Origin of the sequence: Stenotrophomonas sp. SMYL8 (genome assembly GCF_036320065.1) — a bacterium.
Lineage (GTDB): Bacteria > Pseudomonadota > Gammaproteobacteria > Xanthomonadales > Xanthomonadaceae > Stenotrophomonas > Stenotrophomonas maltophilia_A.
This window is the reverse complement of sequence record NZ_JAWIRR010000021.1, coordinates 54,677-73,025: the sequence shown is the minus strand read 5'-3', so window position 1 is coordinate 73,025 and position 18,349 is coordinate 54,677. Positions and strand designations below refer to the sequence as shown.

The 18,349-nt window shown below is 67.0% G+C and carries 16 protein-coding genes and 1 tRNA gene; 9 read left to right on the top strand and 8 right to left on the bottom strand.

Annotated features, from left to right (window positions below; all coding sequences use genetic code 11):
* Nucleotides 1-5 precede the first annotated feature (5 nt).
* Nucleotides 6-380: a hypothetical protein gene (locus V3B25_RS15900; RefSeq protein ID WP_019336760.1), complete on the top strand. Its 375-nt coding sequence runs from the start codon at nt 6-8 to the stop codon at nt 378-380.
* 94 nt (nt 381-474) lie between these two features.
* On the opposite strand, the gene V3B25_RS15895 is transcribed toward V3B25_RS15900, so the two are convergent.
* The 3 genes from V3B25_RS15895 to V3B25_RS15885 all read right to left on the bottom strand — a co-directional run bounded on the left by V3B25_RS15895 (nt 475) and on the right by V3B25_RS15885 (nt 2,407).
* On the bottom strand, nt 475-1,014 hold the full coding sequence (locus V3B25_RS15895) for a pseudouridine synthase (protein ID WP_032129146.1): 540 nt from the start codon (nt 1,012-1,014) through the stop codon (nt 475-477).
* A 68-nt stretch (nt 1,015-1,082) separates the two neighbouring features.
* Nucleotides 1,083-1,346 carry a hypothetical protein gene (locus V3B25_RS15890; protein ID WP_329810979.1) on the bottom strand — a complete coding sequence of 88 codons (264 nt, stop codon included), beginning with the start codon at nt 1,344-1,346 and terminating at the stop codon, nt 1,083-1,085.
* Nucleotides 1,347-1,549: 203 nt separating this feature from the next.
* The gene (locus tag V3B25_RS15885) at nt 1,550-2,407 is read right to left on the bottom strand and encodes a methyltransferase (protein ID WP_329810978.1); all 858 of its coding nucleotides are present in this window, start codon (nt 2,405-2,407) and stop codon (nt 1,550-1,552) included.
* Nucleotides 2,408-2,576: 169 nt separating this feature from the next.
* Here V3B25_RS15885 and V3B25_RS15880 point away from each other — a divergent pair, with 169 nt between their 5' ends.
* The 4 genes from V3B25_RS15880 to V3B25_RS15865 all read left to right on the top strand — a co-directional run bounded on the left by V3B25_RS15880 (nt 2,577) and on the right by V3B25_RS15865 (nt 7,013).
* Nucleotides 2,577-3,533 carry an aldo/keto reductase gene (locus V3B25_RS15880; protein WP_049424161.1) on the top strand — a complete coding sequence of 319 codons (957 nt, stop codon included), beginning with the start codon at nt 2,577-2,579 and terminating at the stop codon, nt 3,531-3,533.
* A 647-nt stretch (nt 3,534-4,180) separates the two neighbouring features.
* Nucleotides 4,181-4,254, top strand: a tRNA-Thr gene (locus V3B25_RS15875).
* Nucleotides 4,255-4,611: 357 nt separating this feature from the next.
* Entirely contained in the window at nt 4,612-5,736 is a 1,125-nt protein-coding gene (locus tag V3B25_RS15870; RefSeq protein WP_329810977.1) for a slipin family protein, read from the top strand.
* Between the two features lie 56 nt (nt 5,737-5,792).
* Nucleotides 5,793-7,013 carry an RtcB family protein gene (locus V3B25_RS15865; RefSeq protein ID WP_329810976.1) on the top strand — a complete coding sequence of 407 codons (1,221 nt, stop codon included), beginning with the start codon at nt 5,793-5,795 and terminating at the stop codon, nt 7,011-7,013.
* Between the two features lie 164 nt (nt 7,014-7,177).
* Here V3B25_RS15865 and V3B25_RS15860 read toward each other — a convergent pair whose 3' ends face one another.
* Entirely contained in the window at nt 7,178-8,083 is a 906-nt protein-coding gene (locus V3B25_RS15860; RefSeq protein WP_329810975.1) for an NAD(P)/FAD-dependent oxidoreductase, read from the bottom strand.
* Complete coding sequence (locus V3B25_RS15855) at nt 8,073-8,528, bottom strand: Rrf2 family transcriptional regulator (protein WP_033833804.1); 456 nt, start codon at nt 8,526-8,528, stop codon at nt 8,073-8,075. The genes V3B25_RS15860 and V3B25_RS15855 overlap by 11 nt, the downstream gene beginning before the upstream one ends.
* A gap of 183 nt (nt 8,529-8,711) precedes the next feature.
* Between V3B25_RS15855 and V3B25_RS15850 the strand changes: the two genes are divergently transcribed.
* The gene (locus V3B25_RS15850) at nt 8,712-10,832 is read left to right on the top strand and encodes a methyl-accepting chemotaxis protein (protein ID WP_329810974.1); all 2,121 of its coding nucleotides are present in this window, start codon (nt 8,712-8,714) and stop codon (nt 10,830-10,832) included.
* 197 nt (nt 10,833-11,029) lie between these two features.
* Here V3B25_RS15850 and V3B25_RS15845 read toward each other — a convergent pair whose 3' ends face one another.
* Nucleotides 11,030-11,932 carry a LysR family transcriptional regulator gene (locus V3B25_RS15845; protein WP_100469913.1) on the bottom strand — a complete coding sequence of 301 codons (903 nt, stop codon included), beginning with the start codon at nt 11,930-11,932 and terminating at the stop codon, nt 11,030-11,032.
* Nucleotides 11,933-12,039: 107 nt separating this feature from the next.
* Here V3B25_RS15845 and V3B25_RS15840 point away from each other — a divergent pair, with 107 nt between their 5' ends.
* Together V3B25_RS15840 and dkgB are read left to right on the top strand one after the other, a co-directional pair.
* Complete coding sequence (locus V3B25_RS15840) at nt 12,040-13,254, top strand: MFS transporter (protein WP_049424175.1); 1,215 nt, start codon at nt 12,040-12,042, stop codon at nt 13,252-13,254.
* 88 nt (nt 13,255-13,342) lie between these two features.
* Nucleotides 13,343-14,152, top strand: a complete 810-nt coding sequence (gene dkgB / locus V3B25_RS15835) for a 2,5-didehydrogluconate reductase DkgB (protein ID WP_329810973.1) — start codon at nt 13,343-13,345, stop codon at nt 14,150-14,152.
* A gap of 113 nt (nt 14,153-14,265) precedes the next feature.
* Here the strand turns inward: dkgB and V3B25_RS15830 are convergent, their stop codons facing one another.
* Nucleotides 14,266-14,973 (bottom strand): alpha/beta hydrolase, encoded by a 708-nt coding sequence (locus V3B25_RS15830; protein ID WP_049424178.1) that lies wholly within the window; start codon nt 14,971-14,973, stop codon nt 14,266-14,268.
* Between the two features lie 138 nt (nt 14,974-15,111).
* On the opposite strand from V3B25_RS15830, the gene V3B25_RS15825 reads away from it, so the two are divergent.
* A complete protein-coding gene (locus tag V3B25_RS15825) occupies nt 15,112-15,492 on the top strand; it encodes a YbjQ family protein (RefSeq protein WP_329810972.1) in 381 nt (126 codons plus the stop codon).
* Between the two features lie 63 nt (nt 15,493-15,555).
* Here the strand turns inward: V3B25_RS15825 and V3B25_RS15820 are convergent, their stop codons facing one another.
* Nucleotides 15,556-18,276 (bottom strand): bifunctional acetate--CoA ligase family protein/GNAT family N-acetyltransferase, encoded by a 2,721-nt coding sequence (locus V3B25_RS15820; protein WP_329810971.1) that lies wholly within the window; start codon nt 18,274-18,276, stop codon nt 15,556-15,558.
* Nucleotides 18,277-18,349: the final 73 nt, after the last annotated feature.

Genomic DNA, 18,349 nt, shown 5'->3' with positions numbered 1-18,349 from the left:
CCCGCATGAGCAAGCTGACCGTAATCACCGACCGCGCTCTGGAGCGCGCCCTGGAGCTGGCCCACACCGCCGGCGATGGCCTGAAGAGCGCCGGTGGCAGCCTGCGCAATGCGGACTGGATCAAGACCGGCGCCGCCATCGGCGCAGTGAAGACCGGCGGCAAGGCCGCAACCAAGTTCGTGCGCCGCAATCCGGCAGTGGCCGTGGCCGCCGCTGCGGTCGGTGTAGGCCTGCTCGGCTACGCGCTGTACCGCAAGCAGCAGAAGAAGAAGGCAGCCAATGGCCACGTGGTGAATGGCCAGGCGCAGCGCATCAACGCACGTGACCGCCGCAACGACACCGTGGTGGACGAGCACAGCGATATCGGCAGCGACGCCTGAGCCTGCCGGGGTCGGATCCCTTCCACAGGAAGGACTCTGACCCCAAGGCACTACATGAGGGCCGGACACCGGAAGGTATCCGGCCCTTTCTGCATCAACCGATCTGCCGCCACTGCCCCGGCTGCAGGTCGTCCAGCCGGTAAGGCCCCATCGACACGCGGACCAGCCGCAGCGTCGGCAGGCTCACCGCCGCGGTCATCCGCCGCACCTGCCGGTTGCGGCCTTCCCGGATCGTGATCGCCAGCCAGGCGTCGGGCACGGTCTTGCGGAAGCGCACCGGCGGATCGCGTGTCCACAGCGACGGCGCCGGATCGAGGCGCTCGATCTTCGCCGGCAGGGTCGGCCCGTCATTGAGCACCACGCCGTCGCGCAGCTGTTGCAGCTGTTCGTCGCTGGGCATGCCTTCCACCTGCACCCAGTAGGTCTTGTCAGCCTTGTGCTTCGGGTCGGTCAGCTTGTGCGCCAGCGTACCGTTGTCGGTCAGCAGCAGCAGGCCTTCGCTGTCATGGTCCAGGCGACCGGCGGCATACACGCGCGGCGGCAGGCCGAACCCGGCCAGGGTCGGCCGCGGCGGCACGCTGCGGTCGGTGAACTGGCAGAGCACGTTGAAGGGCTTGTTGAAGGCGATCAGCATTGCGGGCACGGCAGGCGGCGGGTGGGGCATTGTCCCATTCCCGCGTCGCCGCCGCGATCACGGCCGGCTCAGCCGAAAACCTTCCATTCCAGCAGGAACGAGCCCAGCACCAGTGCGATGCCGCACGCGGCGATGACATTGGCCCGGCGCCGCAGGCCTGCGGCCGGCGGGTCGGCCTTGCGCGAACGTTCCTCCAGAAGGGCACCCGCGAACAGCACGGCAAACCCTACCGTCGCCATCAGATCGTGGGCATGACCACCGTAGAACACAAAATCGATCAACCGCCCCAGCACCAGCATCGCGACAGCGATGTAAAAGACCTTCTTCAACAATTCATGTCCTTGCATACGATCGAATTCCGGCGCATGGCCGGTTGGGACCAGCCATGCGCCGCGCTACGCGCGATGAGCCGAGCAGGGACGATGCCGGCCGTCCTGACCGGCACCCTTCGGGCCGTCGCACGCGACGTTGGCAGCGGCTCCTGCCGCTGCCTTCGGCTCTACAGAGTCAACATGCGCCAGCCCGGCACCACCCCTTACGGCTTGATGAAGCGCAGGGTCATGCGGTCACTTTCGCCGATCGCCTGGTACTTCGCATCATCGGCCTTGTGGTACTGATTGGTCGGTGGCAGCGTCCACACGCCGTTCGGGTGGTCCTTGGTGTCACGCGGGTTGGCATTGACCTCGCTGCGCGCGTCCAACTTGAAGCCGGCGGCTTCGGCCATCGCAATCACCTGCTGCTGGCCGACATAGCCGGTGTCATCGTCGTCGGCCACGTCGGCCTTGGCGCGATGCTCGACCACGCCCAGTACGCCGCCCGGCTTGAGCACGTTGAAGAAGCCCTGGAACATGCCCTGTGCCTGGCCGGCCTTGCGCCAGTTGTGCACGTTGCGGAAGGTCAGCACCACGTCGGCTGAACTGGCCGGGCCGAACACCGGCTTGGCCGGATCGTAGGCGACCACGGCGGTCTTGCCGAACTGTGCCGGCGCACCGGCGTACTTCTTTTCCAGGCTGTCGCGGCTGCGCTGCTGGTAGTCACGGCCGCGGCCCTCGGGCACCGCCATCGGGTCGACCACGGCGGCAACATAGTGGCCCTTGTCCTGCAGCAGCGGCGCCAGGATTTCCGAGTACCAGCCGTTGCCGGGGGTGATCTCGATGACGGTTTTTTCCGGCGTCACCTTGAAGAACGACAGCGTCTGCGCCGGATGACGGAAGCCATCGCGCTTGACGTTGTTGGCATCACGGGTCGACGCCTTCACCGCCGCATCGATGGCCGGTGACACCTGGATCTTCGCCGGTGCCACCGTGGCCGGTGCGGCGAACGCGGGAACAGCGGCAAGCAGGGCCGAAGCAAGCAGCAGGCGGCAACCACGCAGGGACGAAGCAGGCATCATCGGAGCGACTCCAGCGGAAGATGCGGCGAGACTAGCAGCCGCGGCGTCCCAGGTGTTCACAAAACGTTAGCTGCGTGCGCATCGCGGAACACTGTTTTGTGGTCACCGCCGCAGCACGGTCACACAACGCGTTTTATTCTGGAGCACTTCCCCCAAGGAGTCCGTGCCCATGACGGCAACCCGCGAACTGGGCCGTTCCGGCCTGCATGTACGTCCGCTCGCCTTCGGTGGCAACGTGTTCGGCTGGAGCGCCGATGAGAAGGCCAGCTTCGCCCTGCTCGATGCCTTCGTCGATGCCGGCTTCAACCTGGTCGACACCGCCGATGTGTATTCGGCCTGGGTGCCGGGCAATGCCGGCGGCGAATCGGAAACGCTGATCGGCAAGTGGTTTGCCCGCAGCGGCAAGCGCGACAAGGTGGTGCTGGCGACCAAGGTGGCCAAGTGGGCCGAGCGCCCCGGCCTGACCCCGGACAACATCAACGCCGCGGTGGAAGATTCGCTGCGCCGCCTGCAGACCGACGTGATCGATCTGTACCAGGCCCACGAGGATGACGAGTCAACGCCGCTGGAAGCGACCCTGGCCGCATTCGGCCGGCTGATCGAAGCCGGCAAGGTGCGTGCGATCGGTGCGTCCAACTACAGCGCCACGCGCCTGGCCGATGCGCTGAAGGTATCCACCGACTACAAGCTGCCGCGTTACGAAACCCTGCAGCCCGAGTACAACCTGTACGACCGCGCCGGCTACGAAAAGGAACTGGAACCGCTGGTGCAGCGCGAACAGATCGGCGTGATCGGCTACTACGCGCTGGCCAGTGGCTTCCTCAGCGGGAAATACCGCACGCCGGCCGATGCGGCCAAGAGCCCGGCGCGTGGCGAGAACGTGGTGAAGCGTTATCTGAATCCGCGTGGCCTGCGCATCCTGCAGGCACTGGATGACGTGGCCAGCAAGCACAACGCCAGTGCCGCGCAGATCGCACTGGCATGGCAGATCGCACGGCCGTCAATCACCGCGCCGATCGTCAGCGCCACCAGCGTCGAGCAGCTGCACGATCTGCTGGCCGCAGCCAACGTGTCGCTGAGCGTGCAGGATGTCGCGCAGCTGGATGCCGCCAGCACGGAAGCTTGAGACCCGGTAGTGCCGGCCGCTGGCCGGCATTGCGCGGTAAAGAAGAAAATAATTGAACAAAATGGTTGCGCACGAATAAATCGTGGTTTATCGTGCGCACCTCGTTTCAACAACCACTGGAAACTTCCCTTGAACGCGCATTCCGTCGCCATCGCCAAACTGCTGCCATGCCTGCGCATGGACGTGCTGGCGCGCGCGTTCGGCAAGGAAGACCAGCTGACAACGGCCTGATACCCGCCCTGCGGAGATCGGCCACCCCGATCTCCGAGGCTTGACGACGCCCTCGGAACGCAAGTCCCGGGGGCGTTTTCGTTTGCGTCGGCACAAGGACCCGCGATGCCAGAACTGCACCCCGCGCGGCAACCCGCCGCTCACTGACACAGGTTTTTTCCGCTCCGCCGAAGGATTTACTTCGCGCGAGTGGCGACGCCTGGACATTATCTGCATCGCATCAAAACATTATCGCTCGCGATAATGTCGGTGGCCTGCACCCTCGATTCTCCAACGGTCCCGTTTCCACCACGGGCTGGTGCGCGCGGCGTTGCCGTGGCGTATGCCGGAGGTCGCGGACATGCCATCGCCTGGATCGCCTGCTGGAAGCAGGCGCCGGTTCGCCGGTACGCGGTTCGATTCCGCGCGATCCCCAACTGGATAGCTCAGCTTGGTCAGAGCAACGGATCCGTAATCCGTCTGTCGTGGGTTCGATTCCCACTCCAAACCACATGACCTGTTACGTCATGACTTGAAGCAACACCCGGGGCGCAAGCCCCAGCGGCCATCGTCGCCGTCCACGGACAACGCCTTCGGGCAGGAACGTGGAAGGCAACGGACCGCACGCCGGGCCCCGGCCCGCCGCCACTGCCAGCCACGTTCCGCACCGGTGCTGCCTGCCGGGAACGACGACGGCAGCAGTGCCGGTGCACCGAAGGCTCCGCGCGTGGACCGTCCGCCGATGGCCGCCCTCTTCCGCTGCCTGCACGTGGTGTGCAGGCGGCCTCGCCACGACCTGATCGGCCCGGGTCATGGCGATTCATCCGCAACGGGTCGAACCACCAGAGCCATACAAGGAGAGACTCCCATGTTCTGGACCATCAAGGTCGTGATCGGCGACGGCGAGCGCGGCCTGGTGTATCGCAACCGTCGTTTCCAGCAGATCCTGCTGCCGGGCGTGCACCGCCTGTCGCCGTTCGGCGGCCGCCCGCACGTGGACATCCACACCGCATCGAAGGGCGCGGCCTATACCGGCAGCGACCAGGACAGCCTGATCGAAGCGCTGGGCACCGAGCTGGACACGCACTTCGTGCTGGCCAACGTCGGCGCCAGCGAGGTCGGCCTGTTGCTGCGCAACGGCCGCATCGATGAAGTGCTGCCGCCGGGCAGCCGCCGTCTGTGCTGGCGGGGTTCGGTCGACACCCAGGTGCGCGTGATGGCGCTGGGTGACGAGCCGCGCATTCCGGCGGACGTGCAGCAGCGCCTGGGCCAGTTGGGCGTGCTACCGCGTGTGGCGGTGATCAGCACCGTGCCAAGCGAGTCGGTCGGCCTGCTGTTCATCGATGGCACGCTGCGACAGACGCTGGACGCCGGCCTGCACGCGTTCTGGAACTTCAACGGCAACGTGTCGGTGGAGCGTGTGGAGCTGCGTGCGCGTTCGCTGGACGTGTCCGGCCAGGAACTGCTCAGCCGCGACAAGGTGACCCTGCGGGTGAACCTGGCCGCGACCGTGCAGGTGGTCGACCCGGTGCGTGCACACCGCACGCTCAGCAATGCCGACGAGTTCGTCTACCGGCAGCTGCAGTTCGGCCTGCGCCAGGCGATTGCCGCGCGCAGCCTGGACGAGCTGCTGGGTGACAAGGCGGCACTGGACGGCGAGATCGCCGCCCATGTGCAGGCGGCGATCGAGGGCCACGGCGTGCGGCTGCTCGGCGTGGGCATCAAGGACGTGATCCTGCCGGGTGAGATGAAGGAGATCCTCAACGGTGTGGTGCTGGCCGAGAAGCAGGCCCAGGCCAGCGTGATCCGTCGCCGCGAGGAGGCCAACGCCACGCGTTCGCAGCTCAACACCGCAAAGCTGATCGAGGACAACCCGGTGCTGATGCGCTTGAAGGAGCTGGAGGCACTGGAGAAGGTCACCGAGAAGATCGACAAGCTCACCGTGTTCGGCGGCCTGGATGGCGTGCTGAAGCAGTTGGTGACGATCAGGTAGGGGGTCGCGGCGGCGCAGGGACGCGCCGCCGGCCCATCAAGGACAAACACGAAGACATGGACACTCAACAGAACTATCAATGGCTGCACGCCGAGGGCACCACGCCGATCAAGGGCTGGATCAACGGTGTGCCGCTGGAAGCGCAGGCGCATGAGCAGCTGCGCAACATCGCCGCGATCCCGTTCGTCGGGCCGTGGGTGGCCGTGATGCCGGACGTGCACCTGGGCAAGGGCGCGACCGTGGGCTCGGTGATCCCGACCCGCGGTGCGATCATCCCGGCCGCGGTCGGCGTCGACATCGGCTGCGGCATGGCGGCGGTGCGTACCACGCTGCGTGCCAACGACCTGCCCGATGACCTGCGGCAGCTGCGCAACAGCATCGAGCGCAGCATCCCGGTCGGCAACGGACGCGGCGGCGAGCACCACCGCATGCCCGACAGCATCCATACGCGGCTGGTGCAGTCCGGGCTGGCCGCCGGTCTGGAGAACATCAAGGACAAGCACCGCAGGATCCGCACCGACAAGCTCGACCGCCAGCTGGGTACGCTGGGCGGCGGCAACCACTTCATCGAACTGTGCCTGGACGAGACGGACACGGTGTGGGTGATGCTGCACAGCGGATCGCGCGGCACCGGCAACCTGATCGGCACCTACTTCATCGAGAAGGCGCGCGAGGAACTGGCCCGGCGCGTGCTCGGCTTCCACCTGCCGGACAAGGACCTGGCGTTCTTCATGGAAGGCGAGCCGCTGTTCGATGACTACGTCGAAGCAGTGTCGTGGGCGCAGGACTACGCCCGGCAGAACCGCGAGGCAATGATGTCGCGGGTGCTGGCCGAGATGCGCCACCGGCTGCCGAAGTTCCAGCTGGCGGCGATGGCGGTGAACTGCCACCACAACTACGTGCAGAAGGAGACGCACCACGGCCAGGAGCTGCTGGTGACGCGCAAGGGTGCAGTGAGTGCCCGCGAGGGCGAGCTGGGCATCATTCCCGGCAGCATGGGCACGCGCAGCTACATCGTGCGTGGCAAGGGCAACGCGGACAGCTTCCACAGCTGCAGCCACGGTGCCGGCCGGGTAATGAGCCGTGGCGCTGCGCGCCAGCAGATCACGCTGGCCCAGCACCGCGAGGCCACCGCGCATGTGGAATGCCGCAAGGACAGCGGCGTGCTGGACGAGTCGCCGGCGGCGTACAAGTCGATCGACGATGTGATGGCCGCGCAGCTCGATCTGGTCGACGTGGTGCACACCCTGCGCCAGGTGCTGTGCGTGAAGGGATGATGGAACGGTGCCGGCCTCGGCCGGCACCTGCTCGACGGGCACGGGCGAATGGATGCCCGGGATCCGTAGCGTCGAGCTTGCTCGACTGCTCTTCCACGCCATGCGTGGATGAAACGGCGCCGACCAGGGTCGACATCTACCAGAGCAGCACGTCGCGTCGGGGGTCAGCGCGGCACGCTGTCCTCGGCCACCAGCGCATGATGCACGCCGATCCCCGCACGCACGCCCTCGGCGGTGGCCAGGGTGATGTTGCCGACCGTGGTCGCATCGCCTGCGGCGTACACGTTCCGCACCGAGGTCTGCTTCATCATGTCGACCTCGATCAGCACCCCCAGCGGGCTCTCGACCAATGTGCACCCCAGCTGCTGCACCAGCGGCGTGGCCATCGCCTGGGTAGCCGGCACGAACAACGCCCGCTGTGCGATGCGGCGGCCATCGGCCAGCTCCACTTCCAGCCAGGTCGGCTGGTCGCCCTGCACACCCAGCACGGGTGACGTCTCGATGTGCACGCCACGCTGCTGCATGGCGGCGCGTTCCTCATCGGTGATCTCCAGACCCATGCTGAAGAACGTGACATTGCCCCAGTCGGCGAACAGCGGCGCCTTGCTGGCGGACATCGGATGGCCGCCGAGCAGGCCGATGGCACCACCACCGACTTCATAGCCGTGGCAGTAGGGGCAATGCAGCACGGTGCTGCCCCAGCGCTCGGCCAGTCCGGGCAGTTCCGGCAGCTGGTCGGCGATGCCGCTGGCCAGCAGCAGCTTGCGCGCGGCCAGCACCTGGCCATCGGCGGTACGCACTTCCACGCCTTCGGCGGTGGTGCGGGCGTGCTCCACTTCGGCATGCACCCAACGCACCGTGGGGTAGTCCAGCAGCTGCTGACGCGCGGTCTTCAGCAGCTCGGCGCCGCTGATGCCATCCAGCCCCAGCACCCCGTGCGAATGACTGGCGAAGCGATTGCGCGGTGAACCGGCATCGATGACGGTGACCGGGCGACGGGCACGGGCCAGGATCAGGCCGGCGGCAATGCCGGCGTAGCTGCCGCCGACGATGAGCACATCAGGATTCATGGTGACCTTCCAGGGAACGGTGATGGGCAAGATGGCGGGCGAAGTCGGCGCCGAGCTGGTCCAGCGTGGTCGCCTGCAGGCGCTGCTCAAGCAGCCGCTGCGCCTCGCGCGCGCCTTCGAGCAGGGCGCTGTTGACCAGCTGCTGGATCGGGCAGCCACCGCCGGAATCGCGAGCGCCGACCTGGACCAGCGGCGGTGCTCCCACCGCCAGATAGATGTCATGCAGGGTGATCGCCGCGGCATCGCGTGCCAGCAGGCTGCCGCCGCCGTGACCACGGGTGCTGCGCACCAGGCCGGCCTTGTGCAGCTGTGCCAGCAGACGACGGATCACCACCGGATGGGTCGGCAGGCAGGACGCCAGCTGTTCGGACGTACGCGGTGCGGCATGGCCGACCAGGTGCGCCATCACATGCAGGGCGTCGGAGAGCGGGTTCGCGGATTTCATGTAACGACAATAGTTACATTTAATTCCTCTGTCGAGGGTCTGCTTTCGTTCCATATGGACACATCTGTCCTATGAAACAGTTTCTTCACATCACTAAACGAAACGCGAATGTGATCAATATCCCACTTCAGGGCGTGCGCAGCGGGTCGATACCGCAGTGCCCCTTCCCGAGAGTTCTTCCCCATGAATGCGTCTGTCCGTGCTCCGCGCCTGCAGTCCAAGCTGCTCGGCGCGGTTTCCGTTGGTCTGGCTGTGGTCCTGCTGTGCGCTCTGGCCGGCCTCGCCTCCGCCTGGTTGAAGTTGTCCACCGAGGTTCCGCCCGAAGTCGCGCACAGCCGCGATGCCGAACGCCTGCAGCGCGAGTTCCGCGGCCAGGTGCAGGAATGGAAGAACGTGCTGCTGCGCGGCCACGACGACGCGTTGCGCCAGCGCCACCTGGACGCCTTCGACAGCGAGGGCCGTCTGGTCGAACAGCTGGCCAAGGGCCTGGTCAGCAGCCCGGATGCACGCACGCGCGAACTGGCGCAGGCGTTCATCGGCCTGCACGCGCAGCTGCAGCAGGACTATCACGCGGCGCTGCAGGCGTTCGCCGAGGCCAGCTACGATCCCGCCGCCGGCGACAACCTCGTGCGCGGCAAGGACCGCCCGGTGGCAACCGCGCTGGATGCGTTGAGTACGCACGCCACGCAGGTGGCCGAAGCGGCGGTGGCCGTCCGTTCGCAGCAGGCGCGGCAGACGCTGCTGCTGTGCGCGGCGCTGACCGTGCTGGCCGCCGTGCTGCTGCTGATGGGCCTGGGCTGGTGGCTGCGGCGTGCGGTGGTGCAGCCGGTGCTGGCGGTGGAAGCCGCTGCGCGTGCAGTGGCCGCCGGTGATCTGCAGCATGTTGTGCAGGTGCGCAGCCGCGATGAGATCGGTCGCCTCGCGCAGGCCATGCAGGCGGTGCAGTCCACGCTGCGCGGTGTGCTCGATGCACAGGCCACGATGGCACAGGCGCATGAAGCCGGCACCATCAGCCACCGCATGGATGCCAGTGCCTTCCCCGGCGCGTTCGGCACGATGGTGGCCGACAGCAACGCGCTGGTCGATGCGCACATCCAGGTGAAGCTGCGCGCGATCGCGATCATGGGCCGTTACGCCATCGGTGACCTCAGCCAGGACATGGAACGCCTGCCCGGCGAGAAGGCGGTGATCACCGACGCACTGGATACCGCCAAGGTCAATCTCGGCATGATCAATGGCGAGATCCGCCGCCTGGCCGAAGCCGCTGCCAGGGGTGACTTCAGCCAGCGTGGCGACAGCGCGCGCTTCGAGCATGACTTCCGCGCGATGGTCGACGGCTTGAACCGATTGATGCAGACGACCGAACTGAACCTCGGCGAGGTCTCCAGCATGCTGCGCGCGATTGCCGATGGCCGCCTCGGCGCGCGCATGCATGGCGATTTCCAGGGCGTGTTCGCGCGCATCGCCGGCGATGCCAACACCACCGCCGCGCAGCTGGCGACCATCGTCACCGACATCAAGCACGCCTCCGGCAACATCCACACTGCGGCTGCAGAGATCGCCGCCGGCAACAATGATCTGTCGCGCCGTACCGAGCAGCAGGCGGCCAATCTGGAAGAAACCGCCGCGTCGATGGAAGAACTGACCTCCACCGTGCGCCAGAACGCCGAGCACGCACGCCAGGCCAACCAGCTGGCGATCGGCGCGCACACGGTCGCCTCGCAGGGCGGCAACGTGGTCGGCCAGGTGGTGACGACGATGAGCGCGATCGAAACCTCGTCGCGGCAGATCGCCGAGATCATCAGCGTGATCGATGGCATCGCGTTCCAGACCAACATCCTGGCGCTGAACGCGGCAGTGGAAGCCGCGCGTGCCGGCGAGCAGGGCCGCGGCTTCGCGGTGGTCGCCAGTGAAGTACGCACGCTGGCGCAGCGCTCGGCGGCGGCCGCGAAGGAGATCAAGGCGTTGATCGAAGCCTCGGTTGAGCAGGTCGGACACGGTGCGCAGCGCGTGCGCGAGGCCGGTGACACCATGGCCGAGATCGTGGCATCGGTGCAGCGCGTGACCGACATCATGGCCGAGATTTCGGCGGCCTCGCAGGAGCAGAGCGCGGGTATCGAGCAGGTCAGCCAGACGGTGATCCAGATGGATGGCACCACCCAGCAGAACGCCGCGCTGGTGGAGGAAGCCAGTGCCGCCGCACGCAGCCTGGAACAACAGGCGAACCGGTTGATCGACGCGGTGGATGTGTTCGATCTGTCGACCCCGGCGGCAGCGAAGGACGCATTGGCGCGTGCGGCCTGAGTGATCCGGTTGCCGGCCAGCGGGCGGCACCACCCGTGCGATGTGCCGGCCGCTGCCCGCCCCCGCCCCCCCCCCCTGGGCTCGCGCCCCCCGGTGGCGCGGCCGACGGCTGGATCAGTGCGGACCAACGGTCCGCACCCACCAGAGCAGCCGCACCCACCGGCGCGTGCGGTAGTGCCGGCCGCTGGCCGGCAACCTCAGCGCACGTAATCGCTCTGCGCCATCGCGTCGGCCAGGTAATCCACGAACGAGCTGATCCGCGACGACACGGCGGTGTTGCGGTAATACACCGCATGGATCGGCTGGTACACATCCAGCGTCTGCCCCGCCAGCACCTGCACCAGGGTGCCGGCGCTGCGGTCGCGATCGGTGACGAAGTCAGACAGGCAGGTGATGCCCACACCTTCCACCGCCAGCCGGCGCAGCGTCTCGCCACTGGATACGGCAATATCCGGGCGCACCAGCAGCAGCCCATCCGACTCTCCGGGCAGCGGCCAACGGTTGAGTGATTCCGGCTCGTTGAAGCTGAGCAGCGTGTGCTGGCCCAGTGCGGCGACGCTGGCCGGTTCGCCGTGCCTGGCCAGGTAGGCCGGGCTGGCCACCAGCCGCAGCTGGCAGCGGCCCAGCAGCCGCGCATGCAGGGTGGAGTCGGCCAGCGGGCCGATCCGGATCGCCAGATCGGTGCGCCGTTCGAGCAGGTCGATGTAGCGGTCGGAACTGTTCAACTCCAGCTGCACTTCCGGGTAACGCGCGCGATAGCCGGCCACCAGCGGCGCGATCACGTGCAGCACGAACGGCATCGCCGCATCCACGCGCAGGCGCCCCGCCGGGCGTTCGCGGCGCGCCGCCATCTGTTCCTCGGCCGATTCCACCGCATCGATGATCGCGCGCGCATGGCGCAGGAACGCCTCGCCCTCGGCAGTCAGGTGCAGGCGGCGGGTGGTGCGGGTCAGCAGGGTGATCCCCAGCTTGTCCTCCAGCCGCCCCAGCGCGCGGCTCACACCCGAGGGCGTCTGCCCCAGCTGCTCGGCGGCAGCACTGATCGAACCGCTGTCGATCACCGAAAGGAACGCCTGCATTTCATCGAGAGTGGTTTTCATGCCCCTATTATTGACTGCACGGCAATAGTGATTGGCGTGAAGACCGGTTTTTCAGCAAAGGTCGGCGGCGCAGACTGCGCAGCCTCTTCCTCCTGCTGGACCCTGTCATGATCCGTGGCATTCCCCTCGCCCTGCTGGCGTTGACCCTCGGTGCCTTTGCCATCGGCACCACCGAATTCGTCATCGTCGGCCTGATCCCGACCATCGCCGGCGACCTGCAGGTCAGCCTGCCCTCGGCCGGCCTGCTGGTCTCGCTGTACGCGCTGGGTGTGGCCATCGGTGCGCCGGTGCTGACTGCGCTGACCGGACGCGTACCGCGCAAGCAACTGCTGGTGGCGCTGATGGTGTTGTTCACGCTCGGCAATGTCGTCGCCTGGATGGCACCCGGGTATACCTCGCTGATCATCGCCCGCATCCTCACCGGCCTGGCGCACGGCGTGTTCTTCTCGATCGGCGCGATCATCGCCACCGCCGTGGTGCCGAAGGAGAAGGCGGCCAGCGCGATCGCCATCATGTTCACCGGCCTGACCGTGGCGCTGGTGACCGGCGTGCCGCTGGGCACCTTCATCGGCCAGCATCTGGGCTGGCGCGCGACCTTCCTGGCGGTGGCCGGCCTCGGCGTGGTCGCCCTGATCGGCGCGCTGCTGTTCGTACCGCGCAACCTGCCGCAGAGTGCGCCGGCGAGCCTCCGCCAGCAGCTTGCCGTGCTCGGCCAGCCACGCCTGCTGCTGGTCTATGCGATGACCGCGCTGGGCTACGGTGGCACCTTCCTGGCCTTCACCTATCTGGCGCCGATCCTGCAGGACGTCACCGGCCTTCCGGCCAACGCCGTGAGCCTGGTGCTGCTGGTGTACGGCGTGTCGGTGGCGATCGGCAACCTGTGGGGCGGGCGCATGGCCGACCGCTTGGGTCCGGTGCCCGCGCTGAAGCGCATCTTCGGACTGCTGGCATTGGTGCTGTTCGTGCTCACGTTCACTGCCTACAACACCTGGTTGATGCTGCTGACGGTGCTGGCGCTGGGTGCGGTGGCATTCGGCAACGTGCCCGGCCTGCAGGTCTACGTGGTCAAGCAGGCGCAGCGCTATGCACCGCAGGCCACCGACGTGGCATCGGGCCTGAACATCGCCGCGTTCAACGTCGGCATCGCCATGGGCGCCTCGCTGGGCGGTCTGGTGGTGGAGCACATCGGCCTGATGCATACGCCCTGGCTGGGCGCGCTGGTGGTCGTACTGGCCTACGCGCTGACCGTGCTCAGCGGCCGCCTCGACCGCCGTGATGGCGTCGACCACCGCGCCGACGGCATTGCCGCCACCGCGCATTGATCCATGCAATGCACCGTTGCCGGCATGCATACGGTGCCTGTCCTACCCTCTTCCCTCTGCCACTCCCTTCCCCCCGTTGGAGCTTCCCATGACTGTCCCCGCTTTCGGTCTCGGCACCTTCCGCCTCAAAGACCAGACCGTGATCGACTCGGTGCGCAATGCGCTGGAGGTCGGTTACCGCGCCATCGATACCGCGCAGATCTACGGCAACGAAACCGAGGTCGGCCAGGCCATCGCCGAGTCGGGCGTGCCGCGTGATGATCTGTACCTGACCACCAAGGTGTGGATCACCGAGTTCAAGCGCGATGCGCTGCTGGCCAGCCTGCGTACCAGTCTGGAGAAGCTGCGCACCGACCGCGTCGACCTGGCGCTGATCCACTGGCCGTCGCCGAATGACAAGGTCGATGTGCCGATGGAGGAATACCTGCCGGCACTGGCCGAAGCCAAGGCGCAGGGGCTGACCAAGGCGATCGGCATCTCCAACTTCACCATCGCGCAGACCCGCAAGGCGATCGAGATCCTCGGTGCCGAAGCCATCGCCACCAACCAGATCGAGATCCACCCGTACCTGCAGAACCGCCTGCTGGTGAAGTTCCTGCAGGACAACGGCATCCACATCACCGCCTACATGAGTCTGGCTTATGGCGAAGTGCTGAAGGACCCGGTGATCCAGGCCATTGCCGGCCGTCACCAGCCCACGCCGGCGCAGGTTGCGCTGGCGTGGGCGCTGCAGCAGGGCTTCTCGGTCATTCCGTCGTCGACCAAGCGCGAAAACCTGGCAGCCAACCTGGAAGCAGCGGCCGTGCGCCTGACCGACGAAGACATGGCGCAGATCGCCAAGCTGGATCGCGGCCATCGCCTCGCGAATCCGGAAGGGATTGCCCCGGCCTGGGATTGATCCCAACTGGGGTTACGTATCGGAATCGTAGGTGCCGACCATGGTCGGCACTGGCCTCTGGTCAGTCGATGACACATCGTGCCGACCAAGGTCGGCACCTACCCAAGGCAGAGCTATCCTTCGCCTTGCAGCAACCACCCACGCATGGCCGCACTGACCTCGTCCGGCCTTTCCATCGGTGCCAGGTGCCCGCAATCGGGCACCACCACCAGCTGCGAGTGCGGCACCAGGGCGTGCATCTCCTCGCTCACCGCCAGCGGCGTGATGCGGTCGTTCGCACCGCAGACGATCAGCAGCGGATCGCGGTAGCCGGCCAGCACGTCATGGCCGTCGCGGCGCTCCAGCGCGCTCTGGCGCAGGAACACTTCGGCGCCCAACCGCGCGGTCATGTCGCGCACACGCTGCACCAGCACGTAGTCATCCAGCCGAGAAGCATCGATGTAGCTGCGCATCAGCACGTCACCGAAGCCGTGGAATTTTCCTGGCAAGCGCACGCTGGCACGTTGGCTGCGGCGCTGCTCAGCACGTTCCGGCGAATCGGCATGGATCGAGGTATCGATCAACGCCAGCTTCAGCACGCGCTCGGGCGCGATGCGCAGGATCTGCTGGGCGACGAAGCCGCCGAGCGAGAAACCTGCCAGCGCAAAGCGCTCCGGCGCCTGCGCCAGCACGTCCTCGGTCACGCCCTGCAGGGTTTCGCCGCGGGTCTGGTCGCCCACCGTGCATTCGGCAATGTCGGCCAGGTCAGCCAGCTGTGAGCGCCACAGCTCGGCATCGTTGAGAAGGCCGGGCAGCAGCAACAGGGGGATACGGTCGGTCATGGGGGTATTGTCGCGCCATCACGGTGACGGAGCCATGCCGCAACGGGCGGTTGCATTGTAGAGTCGAGCTTGCTCGACTGCTCCACAGCCAGTCGAGCATGGTTCAACTCTACAGACGGCAACGATACGGACGCGACCATGGCAGACCCCTACAACAGCGGCTCCCCTTCGCCGCCGGCACTGCGCTTCGACGATGCGCTGGTCACCACCGCCTTCGAGCTGCCCGGCCATCGCGTCGTGCGCAACCTCGGCGTGGTGCGTGGCATCACCGTGCGCTCGCGTTCGATCGTCGGCAACTTCCTGGCCGGCATCCAGACGCTCTTCGGTGGCAACATCACCATCTACACCGAGCTGTGCGAACAGGCCCGCGAGGAAACCTACCGCGACATGGTCAAGCACGCGCGGCAGCTGGGCGCCAACGCGATCATCGGCATGCGCTACGACGCCACCGACGTGATGACCGGGCTGACCGAGGTGCTGTGCTATGGCACGGCGGTGGTGGTGGAGCCCCTCCGCTAACCTGGCCGTAGAGTCGAGCTTGCTCGACTGCTTCCCGATGACGACAGTCGAGCAAGCTCGACTCTACAAGTCCGGTGCCGGCACCTCGACCTGCTGCACCGGCAGGGTCACCATCATCACCGTCGGATCGTCTGGATCCAGCTTGGTCTTGAAGCCCAGGCTCTGGCACATCGCCAGCATGGTGCTGTTCTCGCGCAGCACCTGGCCTTCGACCACGTCCAGGCCCAGCCACTTGGCGTACTCGATCATGATCGCCATCAACCGCCAGCCGATGCCGTGGCCCTTCAGGTCCGAACGGATCAGGATGCCGTACTCGCCACGGTGGTAATCGGCATCGGCGTGCAGGCGTACCGCGCCCAGCATTTCGCCGCTGCGTGGCTCGATCGCCACCAGCGCGATCGAGCGTGCGTAGTCGAGCTGGGTCAGGCGCGCGATGAACTCGTGGCTGAAGTGCTTCACCGACTGGAAGAAACGCAGGCGCAGATCCTCGTCACTGACGCGGGCGAAGAACGCACGGAACAGTGCGTCGTCCTCCGGCCGCACCGGGCGCACGAAGGCACGGCCGCCATCGGACAGCTCGATGGTGCGCTCCCACTCCTTCGGGTACGGGAACACCGAGAAACGCGGATGGCCGCGGCCCTTGTGCAGGATGCGCGACGGCGCCACCGCTACGCGGGCATCGAGGGCGAGGATGCCCTTGCCGTCGACCAGCAGCGGGTTGATGTCCAGCGTGCGCACCTCGGGGATATCGGCAGCCAGTTGTGCCAGCTTCACCAGCGCCAGCGCCAGTGCGCGCTCGTCAGCCGCCGGCACGTCACCGTAAGCCTTGAGGATGCGCGAGGCGCGGGTCTGGCCGATCAGCTCATGGGCCAGGCGCAGGTCCAGCGGCGGCAGCGCCAGCGCCTTGTCATTGATCACTTCGACGGCAGTGCCGCCGCGACCGACCACGATCACCGGACCGAACGTCGCGTCATCGGCGATGCCGACGATCAGTTCGCGCGCCTTCGGGCGGACGATGGTCGGCTGTACCAGCAGGCCATCGATGCGTGCATCCGGCCGCAGCTGGCGTGCGCGCGACAGGATCGCGTTGGCCGCGCTCTGCACCGCCGGCAGCGTGGACAGGTTGAGGCGCACGCCATCCACTTCCGACTTGTGCGGAATATCCGGCGAGAGAACCTTCAGTGCGACCGTGGCACCGCGCTCCAGCAGCGGCTGCGCCAGGTCCATCGCCTCGTGCGCATTGCGCGCATGCATCACCGGCGCGGACGGAATGCCATAGGCCTTGAGCAGTTCATGGGTGGCCAGCGGGTCCAGCCACTGCTGGCCGTTGGCCAGGGCGGCATCGACCAGTGCGCGCGCGGCGGCCGTGTCGACACTGAAATCCTGCGGCAGGCTGGGCGGCGTTTCCATCAACGCGTTCTGCGCTTCGCGGTAGCGCACCAGATGCTGGAAGCCACGTACGGCTTCGGCCTCGGTCGGGTAGGTCGGGACGCGTGCCGCGTTGAGCGTGGCCGTGGCCTGGTCGTCGTTGCCCAGCCACACCGCGAAGACCGGCTTGTCGCGGTGATGGCGCGGCCGCAGGCCGAGCGTGCGGGTCAGCGCTTGTGCGGCGTCGGCCGATGACGTGAATGCGGTCGGTACGTTGACGACCATCACCGCATCATTCTCGTTGTCGGCCAGCAGCGCTTCGATGGCCGCGGCATAGCGGTCACCATCGGCATCGACCACGATGTCGACCGGATTGCTGCGCGACCAGCCCTGCGGCAGCACCGCGTCAAGCTTCTCCACCGTGCTGTCGGACAGGTTGGCCAGCGTGCCACGCAATGCGATCAACTGATCCACGGCGAGACGCCCGACACCACCGCCATTGCTGAGGATGGCCAGGCGACGACCGGGGAACGTCCCCAACCGACCCAGCGACTCGGCGGCAGTAAACAGTTCGTCCAGCGCACCCACGCGCAGCAGGCCGGCGCGGTTGAAGGCCGCGCCGTAGACGTCGTCGGCGCGGGCCAGGGCCTGCACATGGGTATCGCGGCTGCCCGGCTGCACGCGCTCGGCACGACCGGACTTCACCACCACCACCGGCTTGGCACGCGCGGCGGCACGCGCGGCCGACATGAACTTGCGCGCATCCTTGATCTGCTCGACGTAGAGCAGGATGGCGCGGGTACGGTAGTCGGTGGCGAAGTAATCGAGCAGGTCGCCGAAGTCGACGTCCATCGTGTCGCCCAGCGAGACCACGGCGGAGAAGCCGACCGAGCGCGCCACACCCCATTCCACCAGCGCAGCGGCAATGGCCGAGGATTCGGAGATCAGCGCGAGGTCACCGGCCTGCGGGAAGTGCGCGGCGATGCTGGCATTGAGCCGTGCATGCGGTGCGATCACGCCCAGGCAGTGCGGGCCAAGGATGCGCAGGCCGTGCTTGCGCGCCACCGTTTCCACCTGTTCCGACAACGAGCCCGGGCCTTCGCCCAGGTGCGCGGTGAGGATGATCGCGGCCTGCACGCCGCGTTCGGCGGCGGTACGCACTACCTGCGGCACGATCGCCGCCGGTGCGGTGATGACGACCAGGTCCGGTACCCAGTCCAGATCCTTCAACCGCTTGATCGTGCGGATGCCATCGATCTCGGCATGCCGCGGGTTGATCCAGGCCACCTTGCCGGGGAAGCCAGTGCCACGCAGGTTGCGCATCACCGCGCGCCCGGCCGAACGCTCACGCGGACTGCCGCCGATCACCGCGACCGACTGCGGACGGAACACGGACTGCAGGTGGTAGGTACTCATGCGCCTACGGTACCCAAAAAAGGGGACGGAGGGGATTAAGTCGTTTGTGCCTCATGTGCCTTGAACGACTTAA